This is a genomic window from Chlorogloeopsis sp. ULAP02, assembly GCF_038404745.2.
GTDB lineage: Bacteria > Cyanobacteriota > Cyanobacteriia > Cyanobacteriales > Nostocaceae > Chlorogloeopsis.
The window spans coordinates 187665-213411 of the sequence record NZ_JAYKTT020000017.1 but is presented as its reverse complement, the minus strand read 5'-3'; the positions used below and the strand labels follow the sequence as shown (position 1 = coordinate 213411).

Sequence of the window (25747 nt, the reverse complement as noted above, 5' to 3'; positions counted from 1 at the left end):
CCTTATATATTTAGAGATTGCGCGAATGCGGGGCATGAAGCCTGAGGTATAGAAGGACAGGAAGATAAAAGGTTATCCTGTTCATCTGTATTCCCAGTTTTGGCATCTTCGTGTCTTGGCGTCCCCGTGTCTACCCTCCGAGAAGTCGCTGGCGCGTCTTCATAGATGGCATCAATTTCTTTGGCAAAAGCTTCCACTACTTTTGCGCGTTGTACTTGTTGATTGGGTGCGAGCAACCCATTTTCAACTGTGAGGGTAGCATTAATGAGCTGGAATCGCTTCACAGTTGACCAGTAAGGTAAATGACAGTTAGCTTCCTCAACCAATGCTTTATACATGGCGATAATACATGGATGGTTGAGCAACGCATCTGGTGGTAAATCTATGCCAATGGTGAGAGCGTAGGAATGCAGGTTATCTAGATTGGGAAAAATTAGCATGGCGCAGAATTTACGCTCTGCTCCAACAGCAACTGCTTTGGCAACTAGAGGAGATTGTTCTAGCTTGGTTTCAATTGGTTGTGGTGTGACGTATTTACCTGTGGAGAGTTTGAATCGGCTTTTCTTGAGTCCTGTAATCTTGAGAAAACCATCGGCTGTAAACTCTCCTAAGTCGCCTGTGTGCAACCAGCCGTTTACATCAATCAATTTTTGAGTGGCTTCAGGGTTTTTGTAGTAGCCTTGAGTGATGTAAGGACTTTTGGTAAGAATTTCTCCATCGGCGGCGATCGCTATCTCCACTCCTGCTAAAGGCACACCTACTGTTCCGGCACGATTGAATCTTCCCCGGTTACAGGTAAGCGCGGAACTTGTCTCAGTTAAACCATAACCTTGCAGAATAGTCACTCCTGCTGCGGCAAACAAGTTTGCTATCTCTGCTTTTAAGGCAGCACCACCACAAATCAAGTATTTGACTCGACCTCCAAATACCAATCGCCATTGCCAGAACACAAGCTTATCTGCCAACTTCAGCATCAAAGCATATCTTCCTTTTGGTGGATTTCCTAGTTCGTACTGTTTGGCAAGGTTTAGCGCCCAAGTGTAGATGCGCTCTTGAAATGCCATCTCACGGAATCTAGATCCAGAGACAGAGATACGTAAAGGTGGGAACTTCCAACGCAGGGAAGATAAACGAAATCTCTGCATTTTTGGCTGTTCCCTGCGTAGCATCTGAGTTGCAAAAGTGAGGATGCGCGACAGCACGTTATGCTTAACTTCTGTTTGTGTTGCTAGCTTGGTTTGCCTAGTCCCTTCTTCCAAAATCTTGTTGTAGACTCTCTCCAATAACAGTGGTACCGTGGCGAATAACGTCGGTTTCACTTCTTTGAGATGTTTGATTACTCGGTGAGGGGTAGTTAGGTAAATGCTATGCCCATAGCTCATATGTCCGTATAGGAAAACGCGAGCAAAAACGTGCGTCAAGGGCAGATACGAAAGTGCAACCTCCTTTGCACCAAATTCTAGATCGGGAATGCCAGTAAACATGGAGAGTGCATCGCCAGAAAGGTTTTCATGGGTTAGCATTACTCCCTGCGGATCTCCCATCACTCCAGGGATATAGATAATAGTGGCTAAGTCATCTGCTGCTAGTTGGGAGCGCAGTTGCTGGTGTTTGCTTTGTGAATTTAAAGTCCGTCCTTTGGCACGAAGTTCCCAGAGGGAAAAAACTGGGATGTGTTGAGGACATTCAGGGCATATTTGCTCTAGATTTTGATGCTGCTGCCAATTACTCGGAACATCAGCAACTATCACTGCCTTCAGCTGGGGTGTATCTCCCAGGTAAGGTATGACTTGAGAGAGCAAGTCTAAATTAGCAATAATCAATACCTTGGCTTGTGAGTGCCGCAAAATAAAAATAATGTTTTCGAGCGTCTGGGTAAGGTCAATCGGCACATCCACCAAACCAGCCATTAGACAACCCATATCAACTATGCAGAAGTTGACATCGCCATGCATCAATAGGGCGATGACATCACCTTTCTCTAGCACTAAATCTAACAACGAGAGTGACACTTCACGAGCAGCGCTTTGAAATTCCTGATTGGATAGGGGTTGCCAACCTTTTTCCGTCCATTCGTTCAAGGCTTGAGCATTGAAGTAGCGATCGCACGCCTCATCTAGTAAAGAAGGTAATGTACGCCCCAACAATATTTCTCCAGAGTTGGGAGGAGCTTTATAAGTTTGATCTGAGCATAACATTTTGCCTTAAAAGAGCTTGAAACTCTTTCCCTTGCTAATAGTGTTTTTTTAATTATCAGTTAGTTATTTCCTGAAATTTTCCGTTTTGGTTGTTAGTAATTCAAGAAAAATAACTAAACAGCAAAAAATCAGCCGTTATTCCAAGAATAATGTATTTGCTAAAGTAAACTCATACATTTAAAGGTATAAATTTACTTCGCTTATAGGATTTCAAAGGCTCTCAAATTTAGCTAGATAAAATTATCCAAGGATATTTTGTTAAGCTCACATACAAGGATTAGGTATTTAATCTGGATGCTGCCTTTTGATACCTAAGTTCTGATTCTTGCCCAGCCTTTTCTTTAAATATGGTATCTATCCGATGACAGGACTAGAATTTTTTGAGACTTCGGTTTTGTCACACCTAAATGTTTTACAATTTTGTACAAAGTACATAATATTAATTTAGATCATGGTGGGGATCAAGATCCACTTTTGTATCTTTTTCGCAAAAATAAAGTTGTATATTCATAGTTTCCGGTTGCAAAGAGGCAACTTTTATTTGACAAGCTACTGGCTGATGGTTTGTTCCTGCATTCAAATGTCGTTCGAGCCAATTTCCTAAGTCTGCCAATACATCTTGATAGTTGAGGTCTAAATGGAGATCGTGATAGTCTCCCGGATAAACATGACATTCTTTGTCTGGAAAGCTCACTTGTTCAAACAAAGCTAAACTACCCTCAGTTGGTGTGATTAGGTCCTCACAGCCATGCAGAATTAACAAAGGAACCTTTAAATCAGACGCATGGCTTTCCACCCAATTTTTGGCTGCGAAAAATTCTGTAGCCAGTCGAGCGCTTCCGTATTCATGCCGCAATGGATCTTGGGCATAGGCAGTTAGCACCTTAGGATCTCGTGAACTCGAACCACGCTTAATGCCAACTTTGAGGCTAAAGCGTGGCCAGATTTGTGAGAGCATAAGCCCTAAAGCAACTTTAAAAGCAGGCACCCTGACTTTACCTAATGCTGGTGCCGTCAATATCAATCCCTGCAAACTTTCCGGAAAGTGCAAGGCGTAGTCTAAAGCGATCACTGCTCCCAGACTATGCCCCCACACAAAGCAAGCACAGTTAATTGCTCGTTCTTGTATTCGCGTTAAAAAGGTATGCAAGTCTTCTCTAAACTCTGTCCAAGCATTGATATGCCCCCGTTGCCCAGGAGAACGTCCATGCCCGCGCAGATCAAAGGCGTATATGGCATAGCCTTGTGGGATTAAGTACTGCACGGCAGTATCGAATAATCCACTATGCGCTCCTAACCCATGTACTATTGCGATGATTGCCTGTACCTGCCCCTCTGGCAGCCAACCTTGATAGTAAAGGTATAGACCTCCTGCTCCTTCAAAAGTTCCTTCAACATGTGTCATTATTAATTCTCCCCAAGTGTATTTTTATTACTAAGGTCTCAACACTCAGTTAGAAATTTACAACTGAATTTATTCTGATTGAAAAATCTATTTTCTGATGCCAGGTAAAGCTATTTGACCACAGTAACTCAAGCTTTCATTAGCTTGATCTAAGCTTTTATGCTTTTACTTTTACTGTGAGTTCTAATAATTAAGCAAATCAAAAAACTTGGTATCAGTAAACAGTGTTCTGAGACCATTAATACCCAATCGGCAGAGCTATGAGGTTTCAGGGGCTTATACTCAAAAGTCTTTATGCATCCAGATTATCTGGTATATATTATATAACTTATTTAGTTTTTTGATAGCATTAGCAACAAATAATATTTTAAGGTTATAATATAAGATTGTTGTTTCGCATATTTATCCTGGTTAACCTACACTTAAAGTCGGAATTAAAAGATATAAATACAACCAGCGGCATACAACTATTGACAGTATTAGTGTATAGGATCTCAAAGATGAGGATGCGATCGCCTAAGCACGACCAACCTTTTAAACGTAGTGATTTTGTATATAGATGAAATTGCAAGATTTATCGTTATCCGACTTTGTTTAAAGAAGTCGGGAAACTGAACATCTGCGACTTGTGAGAATCAATGTGGTGGAGTCCTAAGAATTAGGAATAAAGAAATCTTATACCCAATCACCCATCTCATCAGACTTAAGACATATTTTTTTGAATCGATAAAGATAAATACTACTTCTGGAGCTTGTTTATCTGATACATTTTTGGCAAACCGATCCGAGATTTCAAATCAGAGTGCATTTATTTAATGCTAAAGGTACAAAATCATGCAACACCCTCAAGAAGGGGCGGGGAAAACGTCTCGACGTAATTTTTTGGGCAAGGCATTAACTACAGCCGGAACAGCCATCGCCGCTCCTTCATTGCTGAATCAAGCAACTGTAGCAAAGGACACTGCTCAAGATTCCAAAGGTGATATGAACATAACACTTAAGGTTAATGGAGAACAGAAAACCCTAACGATTGAGCCGCGCGTGACACTTCTGGATGCTCTGCGCGATCGCCTGGCACTAGTAGGTAGCAAAAAGGGCTGCGATCACGGGCAATGCGGAGCTTGTACAGTTCTGATCGATGGGCAGCGAGTTTATTCTTGCTTGACATTGGCAGTCATGCAAGAGGGCAAGGAGATTGTCACTATTGAAGGATTAGCAAAGGGCGATACTCTTCATCCAGTGCAGGCGGCGTTTATTGAGAACGATGCCTTTCAGTGCGGTTATTGCACGCCAGGACAAATTTGTGCCTCTGTTGCTCTCGTCGATGAGATCAAACGGGGCTGTGCTAGTGCTGTAACATCAGATTTAACTCGTCCTCCCCAATTAGCTGAACTTTCTGAGACTGAAATCAAAGAGCGACTAAGTGGTAATCTCTGTCGTTGCAGTGCTTATAACGGCATCGTGGCAGCAGTACAACAGGTAGCCGGACAAAATCCACCATCTCCGGTTGCAGAGGTGATGCTCAATGAACCTAAGGAAATAACCGCATGAACAACTTCACCTATACCCGCGCCACCTCAGTGAAAGATGCGGCTCAACGGGCAACAGCCGATCAAAATGCAATGTTGATTGCAGGCGGTACAAATTTGGTTGACCGTCTCAAAGTATTCTTAGATGAGCCATCACAACTGATTGACATCTCTCGACTACAAATGCAGCGCATCGAACGCACGGCAAATGGTGGTTTGCGCCTGGGAGCTTTGGTGACAAACACAGCAGTAGCCGACTATGCCGATATTCGTCGCGACTACCCGATGCTGTCTCGTGCAATTTTATCTGGGGCATCCCAGCAAATTCGCAACATGGCGACTGTCGGTGGCAATCTTCTACAACGCACTCGCTGTCCTTACTACTACGATACCGCTTTTCCTTGTAACAAACGTCAACCCGGCAGTGGTTGCCCGGCACTAACGGGCATCAACCGGATGCACGCCATCCTGGGAGCCAGTGATCAGTGTTTGGCGGTTCACCCGTCGGATATGTGTGTTGCACTGGCAGCTTTGGATGCTGTGGTGGAGGTGGAAGGAACCAAGGGCAAGCGGCAGATACCTTTCACAGACTTTCATCGCTTACCAGGAAACACGCCGCAGCGAGACACAAACCTGGAGCCGGGTGAGTTAATTACTGCCGTAGTTTTGCCACCGATACCGTTTGCCAAATCAGGAGTTTACCTGAAGTTACGCGATCGCGCTTCCTATGCCTTTGCTTTGATATCTGTAGCAGCTGCCGTTGACTTGGAAGGAGAGCGGATTAAAGATGCCCGCTTGGCAATCGGCGGTGTAGCCCACAAACCTTGGCGTTCTGTAGAGGCAGAAAAATTTTTGATTGGCAAACCAGCCAAAACAGAAACATTTCAACAAGCGGCAGAAATAGCGCTGCGGGGAGCCAAGCCCCTAACACACAACAGTTTCAAAGTTGACATGGCAAAACGGGCAATTCGCCGCGCACTAGCAGTTTCAGCCAAGGGAGGAGGGGTAGCATGAACAAGGTAATTGGTACTGGCGTCAACCGCAAGGATGGGCGGGCAAAGGTTATGGGTACAGCAACCTACGCCGCCGAACATCAAATTCCAGATTTAGTTCACGGTTATCTTGTTACCGCTACCATCGCCAACGGACAAATTAAAAGTATCGATACCCGCGCCGCAGAAAAAGCACCGGGAGTCATCGCGGTTCTCACGCATCAAAATGCGCCCAAGATTTTTAAGCCCAGCAACGACTTCATGAATTCAAAAATCTACGAAGCTCGACTGCCGTTGGCGGATGATCAAGTTCACTACGCAGGGCAAATTATTGGCTTGGTGGTGGCAGATACCTTTGAGCGAGCGCGGGATGCGGCACATTTAGTAAAGGTGGAGTACACTACCCAAAAGCCACTTGTGGATGGTAAAGGGGCTTCTTTTAAGAAGGCTGCGGGTATGTTTGGGGAGGAAATGAAATTTGAGAAGGGCAGTTTTGCAACCGGGAATGCTGCCGCAGAGATAGCAAGTGCAGCAACGAAGGTTGAAGCCACCTACAAGACTTCTACCGAACTGCACGCGCCAATGGAACCTCATGCCACCATTGCCCACTGGCAAGATGCTAACTCACTCACTGTTTACGAGCCGTCTCAGTGGGTGTTGGGAACTCAGCGCACCTATGCAGAACTTTTTGGGCTTCCGACAGAACGAGTGCGAATTATTACACCATTTCTGGGTGGAGCCTTCGGTTCCAAAGCCTTTCCTTGGCCGCACGGCATTCTTTGTGCAGCAGCCGCTCGCAAACTCCAACGTCCGCTCAGAGTCGTCGTCAGCCGACGGCAAATGACAGCGAATACAGGACATCGTTCCGAAACTGAGCAAACTCTCCGTTTGGCAGCAACCGCAGATGGCAACTTGCAAGCGATCGTCCATGAAGTTAAATCTTACACTTCACCTGTAGATGTGTTCACAGAACCTTGTACGAGCATCACACCAGTTATGTATGCCGCGCCAAATCTGCGACTCAATCAGGAATTGGCAGTGATGAACGTTGGCACACCCACCTTCATGCGCGCACCAGGAGAAAATCCTGGAATGTGGGCGCTGGAATCGGCAATGGATGAACTGGCGTGGGCGTTAAAGATAGATCCAGTAGAACTGCGTTTGAAAAACGAAGCCAAACAACACCAGCGTCAAGGGTTGCCATTTTCAGCCAAGCATTTTGCTGAGTGTTTGCGGGTGGGTGCCAAGGAATTTGGCTGGAAAGACAGAGCCAAACAGCCGCGATCGCTGACACGTGATGGCAAACTCATTGGTTGGGGGATGGCGGCGGCAACTTTTCCTGGCTTGCGTGGTAAAGCATCCGTTAAAGTGCGGTTGTTACCAAACGGTACCGCCCACATCCTCACTTCCGGGAACGACATGGGTACTGGCGCATACACAGTTGTAGCTGCCACTGCCGCAGAAGCACTAGGGTTACCCATCGAACAAGTACGGGTAGAACTGGGCGATTCGTTGCTACCGGATGGTGGCATGGCGGGTGGTTCAATGATGACAGCATCCCTTGCCCCAGCAGTGATGTTAGCCTGCCAGGAAGTTCTGAAAACTGCGAAAACTAAGACTGCCCAGGAGGCATTTGCAACTCTGCGTCAGTCTGGGCGAGCAGCTTTTGAAGCGACAGCATCCTCTGCTCCCGGCGCTGAAGCGAAAAAATGGGCATTTCAATCCTGGGGCGCACATTTTTGTGAAGTCAGCGTCGATGAAGAAATTGGACGTCTGCGGGTGACGCGCTGGGTATCGGTGATGGATATCGGGCGAGTTATCAATGCCAAAACAGCAGCTTCTCAGGTGCGGGGTGGGGTAATTATGGGTATTGGGCAAGCTTTAATGGAAGAATGCCACTTCGATCCTAATATTGGTTATCCCGTAGTTTATGACCTCGCCACCTATCACTTTCCCGCCCATGCCGATATTCCTCGCATTGAGGTAGCCTTTGTGGGTGAACCCGATCTCAACTTTAACCCAGTTGGTGCGCGTGGTGTAGGTGAGATTGGAATTACAGGTGTTTCAGCAGCGATCGCCAACGCAGTTTACCATGCCACAGGTAAACGCATCCGCGATTTACCGATTACACCAGAGAAGTTGTTGTAACAACAAAGCGATCGTTTCCACTCTGCGATATTGCAAAAGTGTAGGCGATCGCTTGACACTATTGTTGGACTCGATACCAGAATATTGCCTTGCCCCGATGACAAAGCCCGTAGATGTCAGCACGAAAAGATTAATTAGTCTCGCACCCGACACCTGGGTTAGATGGGTAACACAGATCCCCGATGTTGTAGCTAGTGAAATTCTCAACTCAGAATTTCAATGGATATCCAGAGAAAGTGATGTTTTAATCCGTGCTAACAGTTCTCAATATGGAGAATTTCTGGTTCTTAACGAATTACAATTACGCTATCAATCCCAAATGCCCCGTCGGATGCGTGCATACGCCGCTTTGGCAGAAGAGAAATATAATTTACCAACATACCCTGTACTCATTAATATTCTTCCATCAAGTAACGCAGAAATACCGACAAGTTTCGTCTCAACTATTGCAGGTTTGCGTGCCATTCAAGATTATCGCGTGATAAACCTGTGGGAAGTAGATGTGAATATTGCCTTTGAACAACCGTTAGCATCGTTACTACCATTTGTACCCATCCTCAAAGGTGGAGAGAACGAGTTTATCATTCGAGAAGCATTGCAAGTTCTTCGTGCTGATGAGCAATTAAATCAACTGGAAACTGTTTTGGCGTTTTTTGCTACGTTTGTACTAGATAGTGAATTAGTCCAACAAATCATGAGGTGGGATATGGCCATATTGCGAGAGTCACCCTGGTATCAGGAAATTTTACGTGAGGGAGAAGCACGCGGAGAAGCACGTGGAGAAGCACGCGGAGAAGCACGCGGAGAAGCGCGCGGGCGGAGAGAGGAATTACTTTCAGGTATTGAATTGGCGCTAGAAATTAAGTTTGGCAATACAGGTTTAGAATTAATGCCAATTATTTCTCAGGTCACAGATTTACAAAAATTAAAAGCAATTCAACAAGCTATTAAAACTGCAAAAACTGCTGAGGAATTGCGGCATCTGCTGTAGTACAAATTCTAAAAAATTAATCACTTTTTTGCGAAATTTGATTGCCATGTTTCACTCAATTAGTCAGATCAACTGGTTCATCATCAGATATTCTGACGGTGAGTCAGACTCGGCTTCAAGTTTGCGTTTTCTCATCCTTACTAAGATAAGGAATAAGAATTTGATAGAGACAAAGTCTTTCTTATTTTAAAAATTCACGCATGGTTTCTTTTTCAATGTTTTTAATTCTTGAATTTCACGCTCGTTCTTCGTATTTATAGTTAAATATATATTTAACCTAGCTTAAGTTTTTAGAAGTGGGATTTGGGCGAAATTTAGTAGATAATTCCTCTTAGTTAAAGGTGATTATACGAACGATAAATTAGGAGTAACTGGTGATGAAAGAGCTACAAGCAATTTTAAAAGCATTTGCAGAAAGTCACCAAAATGCTGAACCAGTATTCCTTGCCACGGTTGTAAATGTGAAAGGTTCTAGCTATCGCCAGCCAGGTGCGCGGATGCTGATGACACAAAGTCAAATTGTAGGAACAATCAGCGGTGGTTGTTTGGAAAATGATGTATTTCAGTATACTCGCTCTTCTATGGCAGATGGACAACCAATAGTTGTCACATACGACAATAATGCCGATGAGGATATTGTTTGGGGATTTGGGCTTGGCTGTAATGGAGTGGTGCAAGTCTTGATTGAACGTCTCTATCAAAATGATCCACTTAATCCCTTGGCTATTATTAATCAATGTTTCTGTAACCAGCAACAAGGGATGATTGCAACCGTTTTTGGCGTAGAGGGTGAGGCAAATATTAAGGTTGGAACACGCTTAATTTTAAATCCCGATCATAGTGTAACTACTAATATTGAAGAATCTTTTTTAAAAGTTGCTTTAATCAAAGATGCTCAAGTTAATCTGCAAAATCAACGTTCGAGCGTCATCAAATACCAACTTTCATCAGGCAGTGTTGATGTCTTACTCGAAGTTATTCAGCCAGCCACACGCCTAATCATTTTTGGTGCAGGGCATGACGCTGTACCTGTAGTACAGTTTGCTAAAGCTTTGGGTTGGCACGTAACGATTATTGATTGTCGAGCTAGTGAGGCAACAAAAGAGCGTTTTTCAATGGCTGATGAAGTGTTTATTACCCATCGAGAAATTTTACATAAACAAATATGTGTAGATGAACACACAATTGTCGTGGTGATGACTCATAATTATCTCGACGATTTAGAAATTTTGAAAATTCTTTTGCCATCATCTATAGAATACTTGGGTGTTTTGGGGCCAAAGCATCGGACTGAAAAATTACTTCAAGATTTACGTATTCAAGGAATAAATTACAGCACAGAACATCTACAAAAATTATATGCTCCTGTTGGCATAGATATTGGAGCCGATACACCAGAAGCCATAGCTTTATCCATTATTGCTGAGATGCAAGCAGTGCTGACAAATCGTTGTGGTGGCTTTTTGAGAAACCGCAGCGAACCAATTCATCCACGCCATGAAGTCAAACAAACTGAAATTGAGCAGTTAGAAAAATGCTACTAGCTACCTTGTATCTTGTAGGCAACATATTTGATTTAGCGAAGTTACCATTAACCACTACGCAGAGCGCTGCACAAATCATTATACTTTCAGCAATGCTCTAATACTAACAACCAACAACGATCGCAACTATGACAACAATACCTGTGAAATCATTCGATTTAGAAGCTTTGATTAATTCTGTGCAAGGAATTGAAATTATTACTGATTCTACCCAAGTAGCAAAACTATCTCAAGATTACCATACCTTTAGCCCGGTTCTAGTTCCCAAATTGGCTGGAAAAGTCGGGGATGTAGTCGTGCGCCCTGCTAATGAGCAAGAAGTATTAAAAATAGCTGCAACTTGCGTGAAGTATCGAGTTCCGGTAACTATTCGAGGTGCAGGAACAGGAAATTATGGGCAATGCGTACCGCTGCATGGTGGTGTAATTATCGATATGACGCGCATGCATGAAATCTGCTGGGTAAAGCCGGGAGTAGCGCGAGTTGAAGCTGGGGTGAAATTAGCAGCTCTGGATAAAAAAGCACGGGAAAGTGGCTGGGAAATGCGGATGGCTCCCTCTACCTACCGTACAGCAACAATTGCTGGATTTGTGGCTGGGGGTAGTGGGGGAATTGGATCGATACAGTATGGGTTGTTAGGCGATCGCGGTAATTTGATCGCGCTAAGAGTCGTGACTTTGGAAGATGAACCACGTGTAATTGAGTTGCGTGGCGATGATGTACAAAAGGTAAACCATGCTTGGGGCATTAATGGTATTATCACTGAAGTAGAAATACCACTTGCACCAGCTTATCCTTGGGTAGAGGTAATTCTCACCTTTCCAGAATTTATGGCAGCAGCAAAATTTGGGCAAGCTTTAGCTGATGCCGATGGCATGATCAAAAAAGAAATTGGTATCTTTGCATCCCCGATTCCTCAATACTTTACTCCGCTGCGGCAGTACATTCCTGATGACACTCACGCCGCTTTATTATTAGTTGCAGAACAGAGTTTAGAGTTCTTGCCGGGGTTCGTGCAGCAATACGGTGGCAAAATTACATATCAAAAACAAGCACAGGAAGCTGGAAAAGGTGCGAACTTATTGGAATTTACCTGGAACCATACCACTTTGCACGCTCGCACGGTTGATACTTCTATTACCTACTTACAAAGTATTTTTCCCGCAGATAAAAGTCTGAAACTAGTAGAGCATATGTATCATCATTATGGAGATGAAGTGATGATGCATTTGGAATTCATCCGGGTGAACGGTACAGCCATACCTGCGGCTTTACAACTCGTGCGCTATTCTTCTGAAGAACGCCTAAATGAAATTATCCGCGATCACGAAGAGAAAGGTGTGTTTATTGCCAATCCCCACACCTACATTATTGAAGATGGCGGCAGGAAAGTTATCGATCCGGAGCAGTTAAAGTTTAAGGAGATGGTTGATCCTTATGGGTTGATGAATCCGGGTAAGAGCAAGGCATTGGAATTACAAGTTAAAAATTAAAACAGTAAGGGAGTAACAGAAAATAAATTATCCAATTATGTAGGGGAGGCAAAAAGCGGTGTGGATATTCCTCCCGCTTTATTGCCGTTGGGTTAGACGCACGACAATCTTGGAATTTATGCAAGAACTTGAATGCGTCGTAACCCACCATCGTTTTTGATGTATCACAAATTGGATATTTTTTTAATTGGAAGTCCCTAATCTTCAAGCCCCATTCGCTCTTAGGGTGGGGTTAATTCACAATCCAAAGTTGGTTGGCTATTATTGCGATCGCTGATTAATTCGCTGCTCTAGTTCTTTGCAACTAAGCCTGATTTATCAATTACGGTAGCTGAAATACCCATTGTCTCGTCAAATCATAAGCTGCCTTTATAGGGTGCTTCGTAATATAACATTTACGACAAATCAAAACAGGTACAAAGACGCTAAGGCACTTATATTTATTAACGTGAGCTTCAAAGATACTGTTTTAAAACTTCAACCGTCGCCATTCCAGTCTTCTCCCAACTGAAATTACTTGCCCTGCTGATGGCTGCGGCAGAAAGGCGATCGCGTAATTGGGCATCAGTTGCCAATTTATCCATTGCCTCTGTAATTTCTTCTACCTTGTAGGGATTGACAAGAATTCCAGCATCGCCAGCAACTTCTGGTAGAGAAGAAAGATTCGAGGTAATAACGGGTGTACCGCAAGCCATTGCTTCTAATACAGGCAAACCGAAGCCTTCCCAAAGACTGGGGAAAACAAGAGCGATCGCCCTACTGATGATTTTGGGTAATTCGCGATCGGGAACGTAGTTCAAAAATTTTACTTGCTCGGTTATGCCTAGTTCTTCAACTTGCACTTGCAATAAAGGAGTATAGCGCTTGTCTTTTGGCCCCGCAAGCCACAATTCGCGATCGCGGTGACTCGGTAATGCAGCAAAAGCAGAAATCAGTCTGTGGAGGTTCTTGTAAGGATCGTGTCTACCAATGTAGAGAAAGTAAGGGCGCTGCATTAAGGTGGAGACAACAAGACGCCGAGAATCTCTCTCCCCCTCTCCCCCTCTCCCACTCTCCCACTCCTCCTCTACAAAGGGGCGAAACAGGTTAGCATCATAAGCTAGCAAAATCGGTGTGATTTTCTGAGCAGGAATTTTGTAAAAATCAGTAATGTCTCTAGCAGTAGCTTGAGAATTGCAGATAATATGTTGTGCTTGCCGAAGCACTTCAGGAATGTAGTAGCGTTGGTAAGTAGTTAGCGGTGAGAAGCGTTTAGGAAAGCGTAACGCAATTAAGTCGTGAACCATGACGACAAAACGGCAGTTGGAATAGAGGGGCGCTTCTGGTACTGGGGAAAATATGAGCTTAGATTTGAGCTTTTTATAAATTTTTGGTAGCTGAAACTGCGTCCACAAAATTCTGTCAAAATGTCCTTTAGTTCCTTGAGCAGGAGTAAGATTGCCTGGAATTGAATAGCAGTTAAAGTCAGGGTAATTTTGAGCAGTTAAAAGAGTAGGGTGAAGAGATTTGAAATAAGGGAAAAGATTTTTGGCATAGTTACTTATACCTGTAGGTTGAGAAAAAATAATTGATAAATTAATTAATAATTCGCTCATTTATTCAAACTTAGATTGCCAATAATTTAATACACCATAAATTTTACCTAGTCCAATTTGAGGTTTGATGAATATCAAAACAAAAGCATACAAAATAAGTCTAATTAATCTAAAAATAAAAATTAACTCATTTGTATATCTTTCCAAGGTCAATAAATAACTATAAGTGCTGTGTCTAATTTTTCTAAAAACGTACCTATTAGTAATTGAGGAGGATTCGTGCAATACACCAAATTGTTTAGTGACTGCAATTAAATGTCCTTGCTGGGCATAGCGTTGACAAAAGTCAAAATCTTCATAGTAAAGAAAGTAAGCATGATCAAATATAGGACACTCATAAAATTTTTGCAGATTAACTATCATGCTACAGCCCGAAACCCAATCACAAATAATATAATCTGCGTCTGTATTTGTTGTTAAATCTTGAGTTAGTATAGTTCCTGTTTGAGAAATAAAATTGCCACCTGCAAACCAAACTTTATTTGCAGGGGTATAAATAATAGTACCGAGAATTGAAAGTTCAGGATGAGACTCAAAAAACGGATGAACTTTGTCTAACGCATTTTCTAATAAATAGGCATCTGGATTGACGAGCCAAACAATTGCCTGTGGATCTTGAGCAAAAATAAACTTTAAACCAAGATTGCAAGCACTACCAAAACCTAAATTCTCATTAGCGTTGAAAACAAGTACTGAGTCAGATTTAAGATGACAAATAGAATCATCATCAAGAGAATTATTGATGATAACGGTTTTGTATTTTATATTTGTGCTGGTTGATAGAGAACTGAGTAATTTGGCGATTAGATTTGTAGAATAATAATTGACTGTTAACAAATAAATCACGTTAGCTCGATTTGACAATCATCACCAATCATAAACCGTAAGGCTTTAGGACGACGAGGTGCCACTGTCAATTGCGCCCTTTGTCCAATCACGCTATCAATAATACGTTGATGAATTCCGACAATTTTAGCACCTTCTAAAACCACACTATGCTCAATGTCAGTATCGATAAGTTTACTATTATCGGCAATGCTAGTATAAGGGCCGATAAAGCAGTTTTCTAAATAACAATTTTTCCCGATTACTGCCGGGCCACGAACTGTGCTATTAATCACTTTAGATCCAGTTTCAATTTGGACACGTCCGATCGCCTGACTTTGACTATCGATTTCCCCAAAAATTTCTGTACTTAGGTAAGTATCAAGAATCAAACGATTTGCCTCTAACAGATCGTCTTTTTTGCCAGTATCTAACCACCATCCATCTAATTGGCAGGCTGCAACTTGCTTTTGCTTGTCTATCAGACATTGAATAGCATCAGTAATTTCTAGTTCGCCTCTAGCAGAAGGTTGGATACAGGCGATCGCATCATGAATAATATGCGAAAAGAAATAAACTCCTACCAACGCCAAGTTAGAGGGGGGAATTTTAGGTTTTTCAATTAGCTGTAAAACTCGCCCTGTTTCATCTACTTTGGCGACACCGAAAGCACTAGGATTGCTAACTTCACGCAAGAGAATCAATGCATCCTGTTGTTGAGTAGTAAATTGTTTGAGAAAATAACTGAGGTCGCCTTGTTGAATCAAGTTATCACCCAAGTACATTACAAAAGGCGAATCTCCTAAAAAAGCAAGAGCAACTTTGACAGCGTGGGCAAGCCCGGCAGGTTTATCTTGCAAAATGTAAGTGATTTTTGCTCCGAAGCGATCGCCATTTCCAGTTTTGGCTTTTACCTCTGCACCTGTTTCCGGACTAATGATGATACCAATATCAGTTATTCCTGCGCCTACCATCTCTTCAATGCCATACCACAAAATCGGCTTATTGGCAACAGGTACAAGTTGTTTCGCTCCAGTATAGGTGAGGGGGCGAAGACGAGTGCCTTTACCGCCAGAAAGAATAAGTGCTTTCATAATATAGGTTGGTAGATAGTGGATAGTGGTTAATAGTTAATCGCAATTAACAATTAACTCCCCAAGCATTTTTCTAAGTCTTTGTCGCCAATGTGGCGCATGAGTTCCTAAAATTCCGGCTATTTTGGTACAAGCAAGAACAGAATAGGCAGGGCGACAAGCTGGGGTGGGATATTCGGGAGTTGTGATGGGAATAATGCGCTGAACTTTTAAGGGTAAACCAAGTTGTTGAGCTTCTTCAAAAATGGCAACAGCAAAGTCGTACCAACTGGCAACACCACTGTTGGTATAGTGATAGATACCAGAAATTTCTGAATTCAACTTGGGGATTAACTCGGCTATAGTGTCTGCAATATCTCTTGCCCAAGTGGGGCTGCCAATTTGATCGGCAACAACACGAATTTCTTCTCTTTCTCCTCCCAAACGCAGCATAGTTTTGACAAAATTACTTTTGCCAAAAGCTCCATAAACCCAAGCCGTGCGAAGGATGAGATAGCGATCGCTCTTCTGAATAACAGCTTGCTCTCCTGCTAGTTTAGTTTTGCCGTACACACTCAAAGGGTTAGTCGCATCAGTTTCTTGATAGGGGCGGCAATTATTGCCATCAAAAACGTAATCGGTAGATATATGAATCAGGAAAGCCCCTTGTTTTTCCGCTTCTTCTGCCAGCATCGCTGCTGCCGTCGCATTAATAACTTGGGCTAATTCAGGTTCGCTTTCGGCTTTATCAACAGCTGTATAAGCGGCAGCGTTAACAATAATTTGGGGTTGTTTATCTCTAATTACTTGACGCAGCGTATCGGGTTGACTGAAATCTATCGTCGGTCTTGCAACCGCTACGATATTTCCATATGGTTCTAGAGTTTGCTGTAATTCTTTGCCTACTTGACCGTTGCTGCCGATGAGCAGGATCAATTTACTCATACTGTTCACTTTAAAATTTAACAGTGGCGAACTTAGTAACAATTGCAAAAGTAAAAACAAAACTTTATCGAAAGTTCATAAAAAAAGTCACTATATAGTGTAAACAGTTCAAGTAAATACCTCAGCTTCCTGGAAAGGCTTACCTGCTTTGTCTTTTGCAGATAGGATTGGTTCTGCGGTAAGATGCCAGTCTATCGCTAAGTAGGGATCGTTCCAAAGAATGCACCTTTCATGTTGAGGGGCGTAGTAGTCTGTGGTTTTATAAAGGACTTCGGCAACTTCTGAAAGGACAACAAACCCGTGTGCAAAGCCTGGTGGTATCCAAAGTTGGTGTTTGTTCTGAGCGCTAAGTTCGCAACCCACCCATTGACCAAAAGTAGGAGAGCTTTTTCTAATATCTACCGCTACGTCAAATATACTACCAGTAATTACTCTAACTAATTTGCCTTGTGCTTGCTCGATCTGATAATGTAAACCTCGCAAAACATTTTGTTTAGAGCGAGAATGATTGTCTTGAACAAAGTTAACTATATGACCAGTTATATCAGTAAAATTTTGCCGATTATAACTTTCAAAGAAAAACCCCCGCTCATCCTGAAAGATTTTAGATTCAAGGATGAGAACGTCGGGGATTTTTGTAGGAATAACATTCATACCAATGGTAAATGACTGACTGGTGTATATATCAATATATTGCTGGTTATGAATAAACTAAATATAGGCTAAATATAAGAGTTTTATTTATTTTTTGAGACAACCCGTAGATATGAAGTTTCAACAAAAGTGAGAATCCTGGGAAATCACTTAAAAAAAGTAATTTTAATTTCTAAGTATTTACTATTGTATTTGCTCTTACTAAATCTGAGATAGATTTATAAATTTACCTAATACAAACTATGACAATGCCTTGGTATTGGCGATCGCTACCACTTGAACATCGTACTGGTTCTGATATTTTTGCAGCTCTATTTTGTAATATTTATACACTGGAAATTGCAACTTTACTAGAAAGTCCTTATCCAACACCTACAGATAATCCCCAGCTAGCTAGGTACTCTATCTGTGCAGGTGCTCCCAGATGTGTGAATGGACACCTCCAAATCTGGACACCACCACTGGGTGAAATTTTACCCTTCTTAAATCAATTGCTGAAAATAAGGGGACAAGAGGACACGGAGACACGGAGACACGGAGACAAGGAGAAGGATTTTCTCTCCCACTCTGCCACTCTCCCTCTCTCCCCCTCCTCTTATCTTCCCTTCACTGGTGGTTGGCTGGGTTGGCTAGGTTATGACGTTGCTTGGGAAATAGAACAGCTACCCTACACCAAATCCGATCGCTTGCCATTTCCAGTAGCTTTTTGGTATGAGCCGGAGTGTTTTGCTGTTTTAGATCACTGGGATCAAGTTTTATGGCTAGCTGCCAGTGATGAAGCTGGGCTGGATGAGTTGGAGATGAGGTTGGAGAAGGGGACAGGGGACAGGGGACAGAGAACAGGGGACAGGGGACAGGGGGATGTGATTAATAATTGCTTCCCATCTTTTTCAAGTTTCCAAACTTCTCAAGCGGAATACGAAGCAGCAGTTAACCGTGCGAAAAAATATATTCAAGCCGGGGATATCTTTCAGGCAAATCTCTCGCTTAGATTTGAAGCCCAAACAAATGCTTCCGGTTGGGAAATTTATCGTGCTTTGCAGCAGATTAATCCTTCTCCTTTTGCTTGTTATTTCAAGACGCCTTGGGGAGATATAATTAGCTGTTCACCAGAAAGATTGGTACAATCACAAAGATGTACAGACAAGCATTTTCGCGTCTCTACAAGGCCGATCGCTGGAACGCGATCGCGCGGGATCACCTCAAAACAGGATCAATTACTAGCAGCAGAATTACTTAGCAACATCAAAGAACGTGCCGAACACATCATGCTCGTAGATTTAGAGCGTAATGATTTAGGGCGGGTATGTGAATGGGGAAGTGTCAGCGTTGATGAATTGCTGACAATTGAGCGATATAGTCACGTTATGCATCTTGTCAGTAACATCAAAGGTACTTTAAGAAGTGAACTCAATGCCGTTGATTTAATTCGCGCGATGTTTCCTGGCGGCACAATCACAGGTTGCCCCAAAGTCCGCTGTATGAAAATTATTGAAGAACTAGAACCAGTGCGCCGTAGCTTGTTCTACGGTTCCTGTGGCTATTTAGATTGGCAAGGTAACTTGGACTTAAATATCTTGATCCGGACTTTGCTACTTGCTCCTACTCCTACTTTCAACACTGTATGGGGACAAGTGGGAGCGGGAATTGTCGCAGACAGCGATCCCACGAGAGAATGGCATGAATCTCTGCACAAAGCCCAAGCACAACTCAACGCTCTAGCAAAGGTTTTACATCAAAAGTCTACATTCTGAGCCAATCTCTATTATGCAACTCTCATTGGGGACTGGGTATGAAGATTTCTTTATTCCTAGCCCCTAGTCCCTAGTCCCTAATCCTTAGTCCCCTTTACTCGCAACTAACTCTTGACTGTTGACTGTTAGCTGTTAACTATTGAGTATGAATAAGTATAGACAACAGGAGCAATGGAAAAATCTGAATGGGTAAGTTGTTTGTCAATTTGTGCAACAAAACGGCGGCAATTATGGCAGCATTGGTAGAAGGAAGACAAGGAGAAGATGAGAGTGAAACAGAGGAAGAGTTGACAAATTCTGCTTCCGTATCTCTACCTCCCTAGTTTTCCCGTTGTTACTTGCCCCATGATCACAGTTTAAATCTAGCTGTGCTGGCAATTATGCCTGAGCTACTACCATCTTCAAAACCTAATTGCCAACTGTATCAACATTTTTACCAATGCTATTTTGGCAGAAGTTGGCTTTTATGCATTTTGAGCAAATATTTTAGCTCAATCAAATTTATTAGCCTCACCAATTTTGGCATTCAACTGCGAAAACATATATCTATTATTACCTTCAAGTATTAAATGAATCCAGAAAGCTCAGAAACTTACATAAATCATCCAACTTGGGGTTTGCTCTATAGAATCTGTATGGTGGATGATCGACAGGAATTATTCACTACACTGTATGCTCAACGCCTATTTTTTTTGGTAGCAACTGATGCTAAAGGTTTAAAGTTTCAACCCATAGGACGCACTGAGGCAAGAATGTTATTGGAAAACCGCTTGCGAAATTTACGCCGCACCGGACAAAGCCACGAGTACGATCAGCTTCAAAGTATTTTTCAACGCACCTTCCAATGAGCAGTTCGATTCACGAACGTATTGCTACTGTTAAGGCACAACTACCACCATCAGTTCGATTAATTGCAGTTACTAAGCAAGTACCAACTGATGCAATTCGTGCTGCCTATGCAGCAGGAATTCGAGATTTTGGTGAAAATCGCATTCAAGAAGCGATCGCTAAACAAGCTGAGTTACAAGACTTATCTGATGTTACTTGGCACTTTATCGGGCATTTACAAAGCAACAAAGCTAAAAAAGCCTTAGAAAATTTTAGCTGGCTTCACTCCATGGACAACTTGAAGTTGGCGGGGCGTCTCAACGAGCTAGCACAACAACTAGGTGTGTCTCCTCATGTGTGCCTGCAAGTAAAAATTCTTCCCGATCCCAACAAATCGGGTTGGAGCGTACCTGAACTTTTAACTGACTTATTAACACTAAATCAATACAAAAATTTACATATCCAAGGGTTGATGACGATTACGCCATTAGGGTTGAAGGATGTGGAGATTTTAGATGTGTTCAACCGCACACACGAATTAGCACAAGAAATTAACGAACAGAAATTGTCTCACATTCACATCCATCAACTTTCTATGGGAATGTCAGGCGACTACCAGCTAGCAGTGCAAGCAGGTGCAACAATGGTACGCTTGGGAACTATCTTGTTTGGAGAACGCCCCACGTAAGTACGTGGACATTAAATATACTCCCATAAAAATAAACTCAATGACAAGCGATCGCTTGTCATTTCATATTAAAAAAAATTGCTCTTGTTGCAACCTATCTCCAGGAAAGGTTTCTAGCCCGACTTGAGAATAGGTCATTGAATTAGATATTTGGATCTATCATCTGTGTCTTAACGAATAACTGCTGTTAAATAGCGTGAAAAATAGAGTCAGAATTTTCATTATTTTGTTATGGGCAAATACCTAGACAAGTTAAAAACACATCTTTTTATTTACGTAATAATATGCAACTTCATTGGGAATTGATGGTCTTTACTAGTTAAAGCAAAAAAATCTAAAACATACTGGTTGATCCGTAGACAAATGATTATAGTATTGACAAAAGTAAACATGAAAAAAATTTAGGGGTGCCAGCAACTTTGCATACAAAAATAGTTAGGCTATAATCTTGACTCAATTGTTGCGTGCAGGCTATGTGCAGACGTTATAGGGGGCATCTGTATCATGAGCAATAGCCGTAAAATATGCTACAGACAACCATAAAATTGTTAGACTATCCGCCCTGTGTATGGGCTTAAGGTGGTTGCATCAATTGTTGCCATATCAAAAAAGGTGATTTGCACCAGGAGCGTAAACAAAATGAACAATATCTTTTCCAAATTAAGAGACTTCGTAGGTTTAAACGAACCAGTAGAATATGAGTATTATGAAGAAGAACCTGATGCAGAAACTTATCAAAATCTGTATCAAGAACAAAATCCGCAACAAGTACCTCCAGAAGCTACCAGTCCAAATCGTCGTTGGCGCGAACCTATGGCTACTATGAATCCTGATGTAGCAACAGCTTCTTCAAAAACAATCAGCAATGTTATTGGTATGCCAGGCGCTCTTAACGGTATTTCAGAAGTATTAGTACTAGAACCACGTACATTTGAAGAAATGCCTCAAGCAATTCAAGCTTTACGAGAGCGCAAATCAGTTGTCTTAAATTTGACAATCATGGATCCAGATCAAGCGCAACGGGCAGTCGATTTTGTCGCAGGTGGTACCTACGCTCTCGACGGTCACCAAGAGCGCATAGGTGAAAGTATATTTTTATTCACGCCTAGTTGCGTACAAGTTAGCACCCAGTCAGGTGTTCTACACGAAGTACCTCAACCTCCACTACGTACTCCGCGTCCAGCTAGTGGAAGTGGAAGTGGAAATGCTGCCTGGGGAAATGAACCTAACCGGATGGCACAATAAATTAAAATTTAGTCATTAGTCATTAGTCATTAGTCTAAACCTAATGATCAATGACCAATGACCAATGATGAATTTACTAATGACTACTAAGTTTGGCTTAATTGGTGGCGGGGTAATGGGAGAAGCGCTCTTATCCCGCCTTATTGATCGAGGAATTTATCAAGCATCAGAAATTATAGTCAGCGAACCACAGATCACACGAGCGAATCTTTTAGCCCAGCAGTACAATGTGGCGGTAATAGCTGATAACTGCCAAGCTTTTATGCAAGCAACGGAAGTTGTTTGTTTGGCAGTCAAGCCTCAAGTATTCAGCGCGATCGCCCAAGAATTAGCAGACGTGATCGACAAAAGACATAAGCCCTTAGTAGTTTCCATTTTGGCGGGTGTACCTTTAAGTCATCTGGAAGCAGCTTTTCCCCAAATGCCAGTGATTCGAGCCATGCCTAATACCCCAGCAACGGTAGGGGCGGGCATGACTGCTATTACACCAGGTGCTTATACCCATGCCAATCATTTACAAACAGCATGGCAATTGTTTTCAGCAGTAGGCGAAGTTGTAGAAGTTCCCGAAACGCTGATGGATGCAGTGACAGGATTATCGGGAAGTGGCCCTGCCTATGTAGCACTAATGGTAGAAGCTCTGGCTGATGGCGGAGTTGCAGCAGGTTTGCCCAGAGCGATCGCCAATCAACTCGCTTTACAAAGCGTACTCGGAACAGCCCAGTTACTGCATCAAACCAAACTCCATCCCGCAGAGCTCAAAGATCGCGTTACCAGCCCTGGTGGTACAACTATTGCTGGCATTGCTCAATTAGAAAAAGCCGCATTCCGTTCAGCTTTAATTGAAGCAGTCAAAGCTGCCACAACGCGATCGCACGAATTGGGGAAGTAGGATAAGAGGACGCAAAGAGGGGAGACACGGGGACACGGGGACACAAAGACGCGGGGACAAGGAGAGTAATAAAGATTTCCCCCAACCCTATTCTCTGTTCCCCGTTCCCTATTGCCTTTTAATAGTGACTATTTCTCATTTCATGGTAAAATCAAATATTTACTAATACCTCTCTAGCTTGATATGTAGAAGTGATAGTAGATGATTCCCAATCGGGGATTGAAATAATATATAGTAAACAGTCTGGTTGCAATTGTGATTGAGTGAATTATTCTGCGCTGTCTCCAGAAGTTGATCCCAGTTCCATATTTCCTTTTGAACTGGATAAATTCCAACAAGATGCGATCGCTTCCCTGAATGCTGGACGCTCTGTAGTGGTTTGTGCGCCTACAGGTTCGGGCAAAACTTTAGTGGGAGAATACGCCATCTATCGCGCCCTTGCGCGAGGAAAACGAGTTTTTTACACTACTCCTCTCAAAGCTCTTTCCAATCAAAAATTACGCGACTTTCGTGAGCAATTTGGATTTGACTGCGTTGGACTTTTGACAGGAGATGCCTCTATCAACCGAGATGCGCCGATTTTGGTGATGACTACGGAAATTTTCCGGAATATGCTCTACGGCACACCCATCGGGCAAGTTGGGATCTCCTTGGTTGATGTAGAGGCAGTAGTGCTAGATGAGTGCCACTACATGAACGATCGCCAACGAGGAACGGTTTGGGAAGAATCTATTATTTATTGCCCTCGTGAAGTACAACTGGTAGCCCTATCAGCCACAGTTGCTAACAGTGAGCAACTTACCGATTGGCTCAATCAAGTTCATGGCCCTACCGATCTCATTTACTCAGATTTTCGCCCTGTTCCGCTAGAGTTTCATTTTGGTAATCTTAAAGGACTATTTCCGCTTTTAAATCACGAAAAAACCCAAATTAACCCCCGCCTCCTCAAGAGGGGAAAAAAGAAAGAGTTTGAAAAAGGTAAAGGTAATCGTAGACCAGAAGCACCTAGTATAAATTTCATCCTCAGTCATCTCCAAGAACGGGATATGCTTCCGGCAATTTACTTTATTTTCAGTCGTCGGGGATGCGATAAAGCGGTTGCGGAAGTGGGCGAAATGTGGTTAGTGAATGAGCATGAAGCGCAGCAGTTGCGGCGACAAATTGATGAATTTTTAACCCGCAACCCAGAAGCAGGACGCTCAGGACACATCGCCCCCTTGTACAGAGGTATTGCAGCACACCATGCCGGAATTTTGCCAGCCTGGAAAGTGTTGGTAGAAGAACTATTTCAACAGGGATTAATTAAAGTAGTATTTGCTACTGAGACACTGGCGGCGGGAATTAATATGCCTGCTCGAACGACAGTGATTTCTAGCATCTCCAAGCGCACCGACACCGGACACCGAATGTTGACGGCTTCCGAGTTCTTGCAAATGGCAGGCAGAGCTGGGCGTCGAGGTATGGATCTTGTCGGTCATGTGGTAACATTGCAAACACCCTTTGAAGGAGCAGAACACGCAGCAGCTTTGGCGATCAAGAAACCAGATCCTTTGGTAAGCCACTTTACACCAAGTTATGGTATGGTACTGAATTTGCTGCAAATTCATACACTTGATGAAGCCAGAGAATTGGTAGAGCGCAGTTTTGGACAATATTTAGCCAATTTACATTTAAAGCCAAAACAACAATACATAGATGAACGAAAAGCAGAATTTAGCCAAATTCAGGAGCAAATTGCTGCCATTGAAGAAAGTGAAATTGCTAGTTACGAGAAGTTGCGACAGCGCCTGAAGGTCGAACAAAAATTATTAAAAACGCTGCGAGAACAAGCTCAACAAGCCCGACAAGAAGAATTGGCAATGATGCTGAGTTTTGCTGTTTCAGGAACATTGCTGAGTCTCAAAGGTAAGAATATTACAGTATCTACTCCTGTAACCGCAGTTATAGTTGGAAAAACTCAAGGTTCTGGTCAATTTCCTTACTTAGTATGTTTGGGAACAGATAATCGTTGGTATGTCGCGACAACAGCAGATGTAGTAGATTTGTATGGAGAATTGCCCCGACTTGATGTACCTGCTAGCTTGCTGCCACCTGCTGAAATGCCCTTGAAACCCGGACAATCACGTCGCGGTAACGAAGAAACGGCAGCGATCGCTCAACAAATTCCCGAACCAGGCGAGTCTTTACATATGCCTGCCGAAGTAGCAGAACAACTTCATCGCGTTGTCGCTTTACAAGAACAATTGGAAGCTCACCCCCTACATCAAGCGGGTAATGCTGCTACAGTCTTCAAACGCAAAGCGCGGGCTATTGAACTAGTATCTGAAATCGAAGAGTTGCAAGCGCAAGTAGAGCAACAATCTCAACGTCATTGGGAAGAATTTCTCAGTTTGATTGAAATTTTGCAGTACTTTGAAGGTCTTGACAATCTTGTGCCAACACAATTAGGGCAAGTTGCAGCTGCAATTCGGGGTGAGAATGAATTGTGGCTGGGTTTAGCATTGGCAAGCGGGGAATTTGACAACCTCGATCCGCATCACTTAGCAGCAGCAGTTGCGGCTTTAGTAATAGAAACCCCACGTCCAGACAGTAAAGTACGTTTCGATGTCAGCAATGAAGTGGCAGAAGCCTTAGCAAAATTGCGAGGAATTCGCCGCAAAATGTTTCAACTGCAACGTCGATATGATGTGGCTTTACCCATTTGGTTGGAATTTGAGCTAATTGCTCTCGTAGAAAAATGGGCGTTAGGAATGGATTGGAACGAACTTTGTGAAAATACTAGTTTGGATGATGGCGATGTAGTGCGAATTTTACGTCGGACTTTAGATTTACTATCGCAAATTCCCCATGTACCTTACTTATCAGAAGCTTTGCAGCGCAATGCTTACCGTGCTACACAGTTAATTGATAGGTTCCCAGTCAATGAGGTAGTTGAATAGTTTTCTATA

General features: G+C 42.9%; 20 protein-coding genes. 13 read left to right on the top strand and 7 right to left on the bottom strand.

Annotated features, from left to right (window positions below):
- Positions 1–2 precede the first annotated feature (2 nt).
- Entirely contained in the window at positions 3–2198 is a 2196-nt protein-coding gene (locus U2718_RS09475; protein ID WP_341997621.1) for an AMP-dependent synthetase/ligase, read from the bottom strand.
- Positions 2199–2637: 439 nt separating this feature from the next.
- Positions 2638–3603: a lysophospholipase gene (locus U2718_RS09470; protein ID WP_341997619.1), complete on the bottom strand. Its 966-nt coding sequence runs from the start codon at positions 3601–3603 to the stop codon at positions 2638–2640.
- 834 nt (positions 3604–4437) lie between these two features.
- Here U2718_RS09470 and U2718_RS09465 point away from each other — a divergent pair.
- The 6 genes from U2718_RS09465 (at position 4438) to U2718_RS09440 (ending at position 12300) form a co-directional block, all read left to right on the top strand.
- A complete protein-coding gene (locus U2718_RS09465) occupies positions 4438–5154 on the top strand; it encodes a 2Fe-2S iron-sulfur cluster-binding protein (protein ID WP_341997617.1) in 717 nt (238 codons plus the stop codon).
- The gene (locus U2718_RS09460; protein ID WP_341997615.1) at positions 5151–6146 is read left to right on the top strand and encodes a xanthine dehydrogenase family protein subunit M; all 996 of its coding nucleotides are present in this window, start codon (positions 5151–5153) and stop codon (positions 6144–6146) included. Before U2718_RS09465 ends, U2718_RS09460 begins: the two co-directional genes overlap by 4 nt.
- The gene (locus U2718_RS09455; RefSeq protein WP_341997613.1) at positions 6143–8272 is read left to right on the top strand and encodes a xanthine dehydrogenase family protein molybdopterin-binding subunit; all 2130 of its coding nucleotides are present in this window, start codon (positions 6143–6145) and stop codon (positions 8270–8272) included. Before U2718_RS09460 ends, U2718_RS09455 begins: the two co-directional genes overlap by 4 nt.
- Positions 8273–8369: 97 nt before the next feature.
- Entirely contained in the window at positions 8370–9263 is an 894-nt protein-coding gene (locus tag U2718_RS09450; protein ID WP_341997659.1) for an Rpn family recombination-promoting nuclease/putative transposase, read from the top strand.
- A 377-nt stretch (positions 9264–9640) separates the two neighbouring features.
- Positions 9641–10807 (top strand): XdhC family protein, encoded by a 1167-nt coding sequence (locus U2718_RS09445; protein WP_341997611.1) that lies wholly within the window; start codon positions 9641–9643, stop codon positions 10805–10807.
- 128 nt (positions 10808–10935) lie between these two features.
- Positions 10936–12300 (top strand): FAD-binding oxidoreductase, encoded by a 1365-nt coding sequence (locus U2718_RS09440; protein WP_341997609.1) that lies wholly within the window; start codon positions 10936–10938, stop codon positions 12298–12300.
- 455 nt (positions 12301–12755) lie between these two features.
- Here the strand turns inward: U2718_RS09440 and U2718_RS09435 are convergent, their stop codons facing one another.
- From U2718_RS09435 to rfbC, 5 genes are all read right to left on the bottom strand, one after another.
- A complete protein-coding gene (locus U2718_RS09435; RefSeq protein WP_341997607.1) occupies positions 12756–13895 on the bottom strand; it encodes a glycosyltransferase family 1 protein in 1140 nt (379 codons plus the stop codon).
- Positions 13896–14741: a glycosyltransferase gene (locus U2718_RS09430; RefSeq protein WP_341997606.1), complete on the bottom strand. Its 846-nt coding sequence runs from the start codon at positions 14739–14741 to the stop codon at positions 13896–13898.
- A complete protein-coding gene (locus tag U2718_RS09425; RefSeq protein ID WP_341997604.1) occupies positions 14738–15814 on the bottom strand; it encodes a glucose-1-phosphate thymidylyltransferase in 1077 nt (358 codons plus the stop codon). The genes U2718_RS09430 and U2718_RS09425 overlap by 4 nt, the downstream gene beginning before the upstream one ends.
- A 36-nt stretch (positions 15815–15850) precedes the next feature.
- The gene (gene rfbD, locus U2718_RS09420) at positions 15851–16738 is read right to left on the bottom strand and encodes a dTDP-4-dehydrorhamnose reductase (RefSeq protein WP_341997602.1); all 888 of its coding nucleotides are present in this window, start codon (positions 16736–16738) and stop codon (positions 15851–15853) included.
- 108 nt (positions 16739–16846) lie between these two features.
- Entirely contained in the window at positions 16847–17392 is a 546-nt protein-coding gene (rfbC, locus tag U2718_RS09415) for a dTDP-4-dehydrorhamnose 3,5-epimerase (RefSeq protein WP_016877777.1), read from the bottom strand.
- Between the two features lie 242 nt (positions 17393–17634).
- Here rfbC and U2718_RS09410 point away from each other — a divergent pair, with 242 nt between their 5' ends.
- The 7 genes from U2718_RS09410 (at position 17635) to U2718_RS09380 (ending at position 25738) form a co-directional block, all read left to right on the top strand.
- The gene (locus U2718_RS09410) at positions 17635–19146 is read left to right on the top strand and encodes an anthranilate synthase component I (RefSeq protein ID WP_341997599.1); all 1512 of its coding nucleotides are present in this window, start codon (positions 17635–17637) and stop codon (positions 19144–19146) included.
- 185 nt (positions 19147–19331) lie between these two features.
- Positions 19332–19469: a hypothetical protein gene (locus U2718_RS09405; protein ID WP_341997597.1), complete on the top strand. Its 138-nt coding sequence runs from the start codon at positions 19332–19334 to the stop codon at positions 19467–19469.
- Positions 19470–19715: 246 nt separating this feature from the next.
- The gene (pipX, locus tag U2718_RS09400; protein ID WP_341997595.1) at positions 19716–19994 is read left to right on the top strand and encodes a transcriptional coactivator PipX; all 279 of its coding nucleotides are present in this window, start codon (positions 19716–19718) and stop codon (positions 19992–19994) included.
- The gene (locus tag U2718_RS09395; protein ID WP_341997593.1) at positions 19991–20662 is read left to right on the top strand and encodes a YggS family pyridoxal phosphate-dependent enzyme; all 672 of its coding nucleotides are present in this window, start codon (positions 19991–19993) and stop codon (positions 20660–20662) included. Before pipX ends, U2718_RS09395 begins: the two co-directional genes overlap by 4 nt.
- A 639-nt stretch (positions 20663–21301) precedes the next feature.
- Positions 21302–21907 (top strand): cell division protein SepF, encoded by a 606-nt coding sequence (locus tag U2718_RS09390; protein WP_341997591.1) that lies wholly within the window; start codon positions 21302–21304, stop codon positions 21905–21907.
- Positions 21908–21986: 79 nt separating this feature from the next.
- The gene (gene proC, locus U2718_RS09385; protein WP_341997657.1) at positions 21987–22799 is read left to right on the top strand and encodes a pyrroline-5-carboxylate reductase; all 813 of its coding nucleotides are present in this window, start codon (positions 21987–21989) and stop codon (positions 22797–22799) included.
- A gap of 263 nt (positions 22800–23062) precedes the next feature.
- Positions 23063–25738, top strand: a complete 2676-nt coding sequence (locus U2718_RS09380) for an RNA helicase (RefSeq protein WP_341997589.1) — start codon at positions 23063–23065, stop codon at positions 25736–25738.
- Positions 25739–25747: the final 9 nt, after the last annotated feature.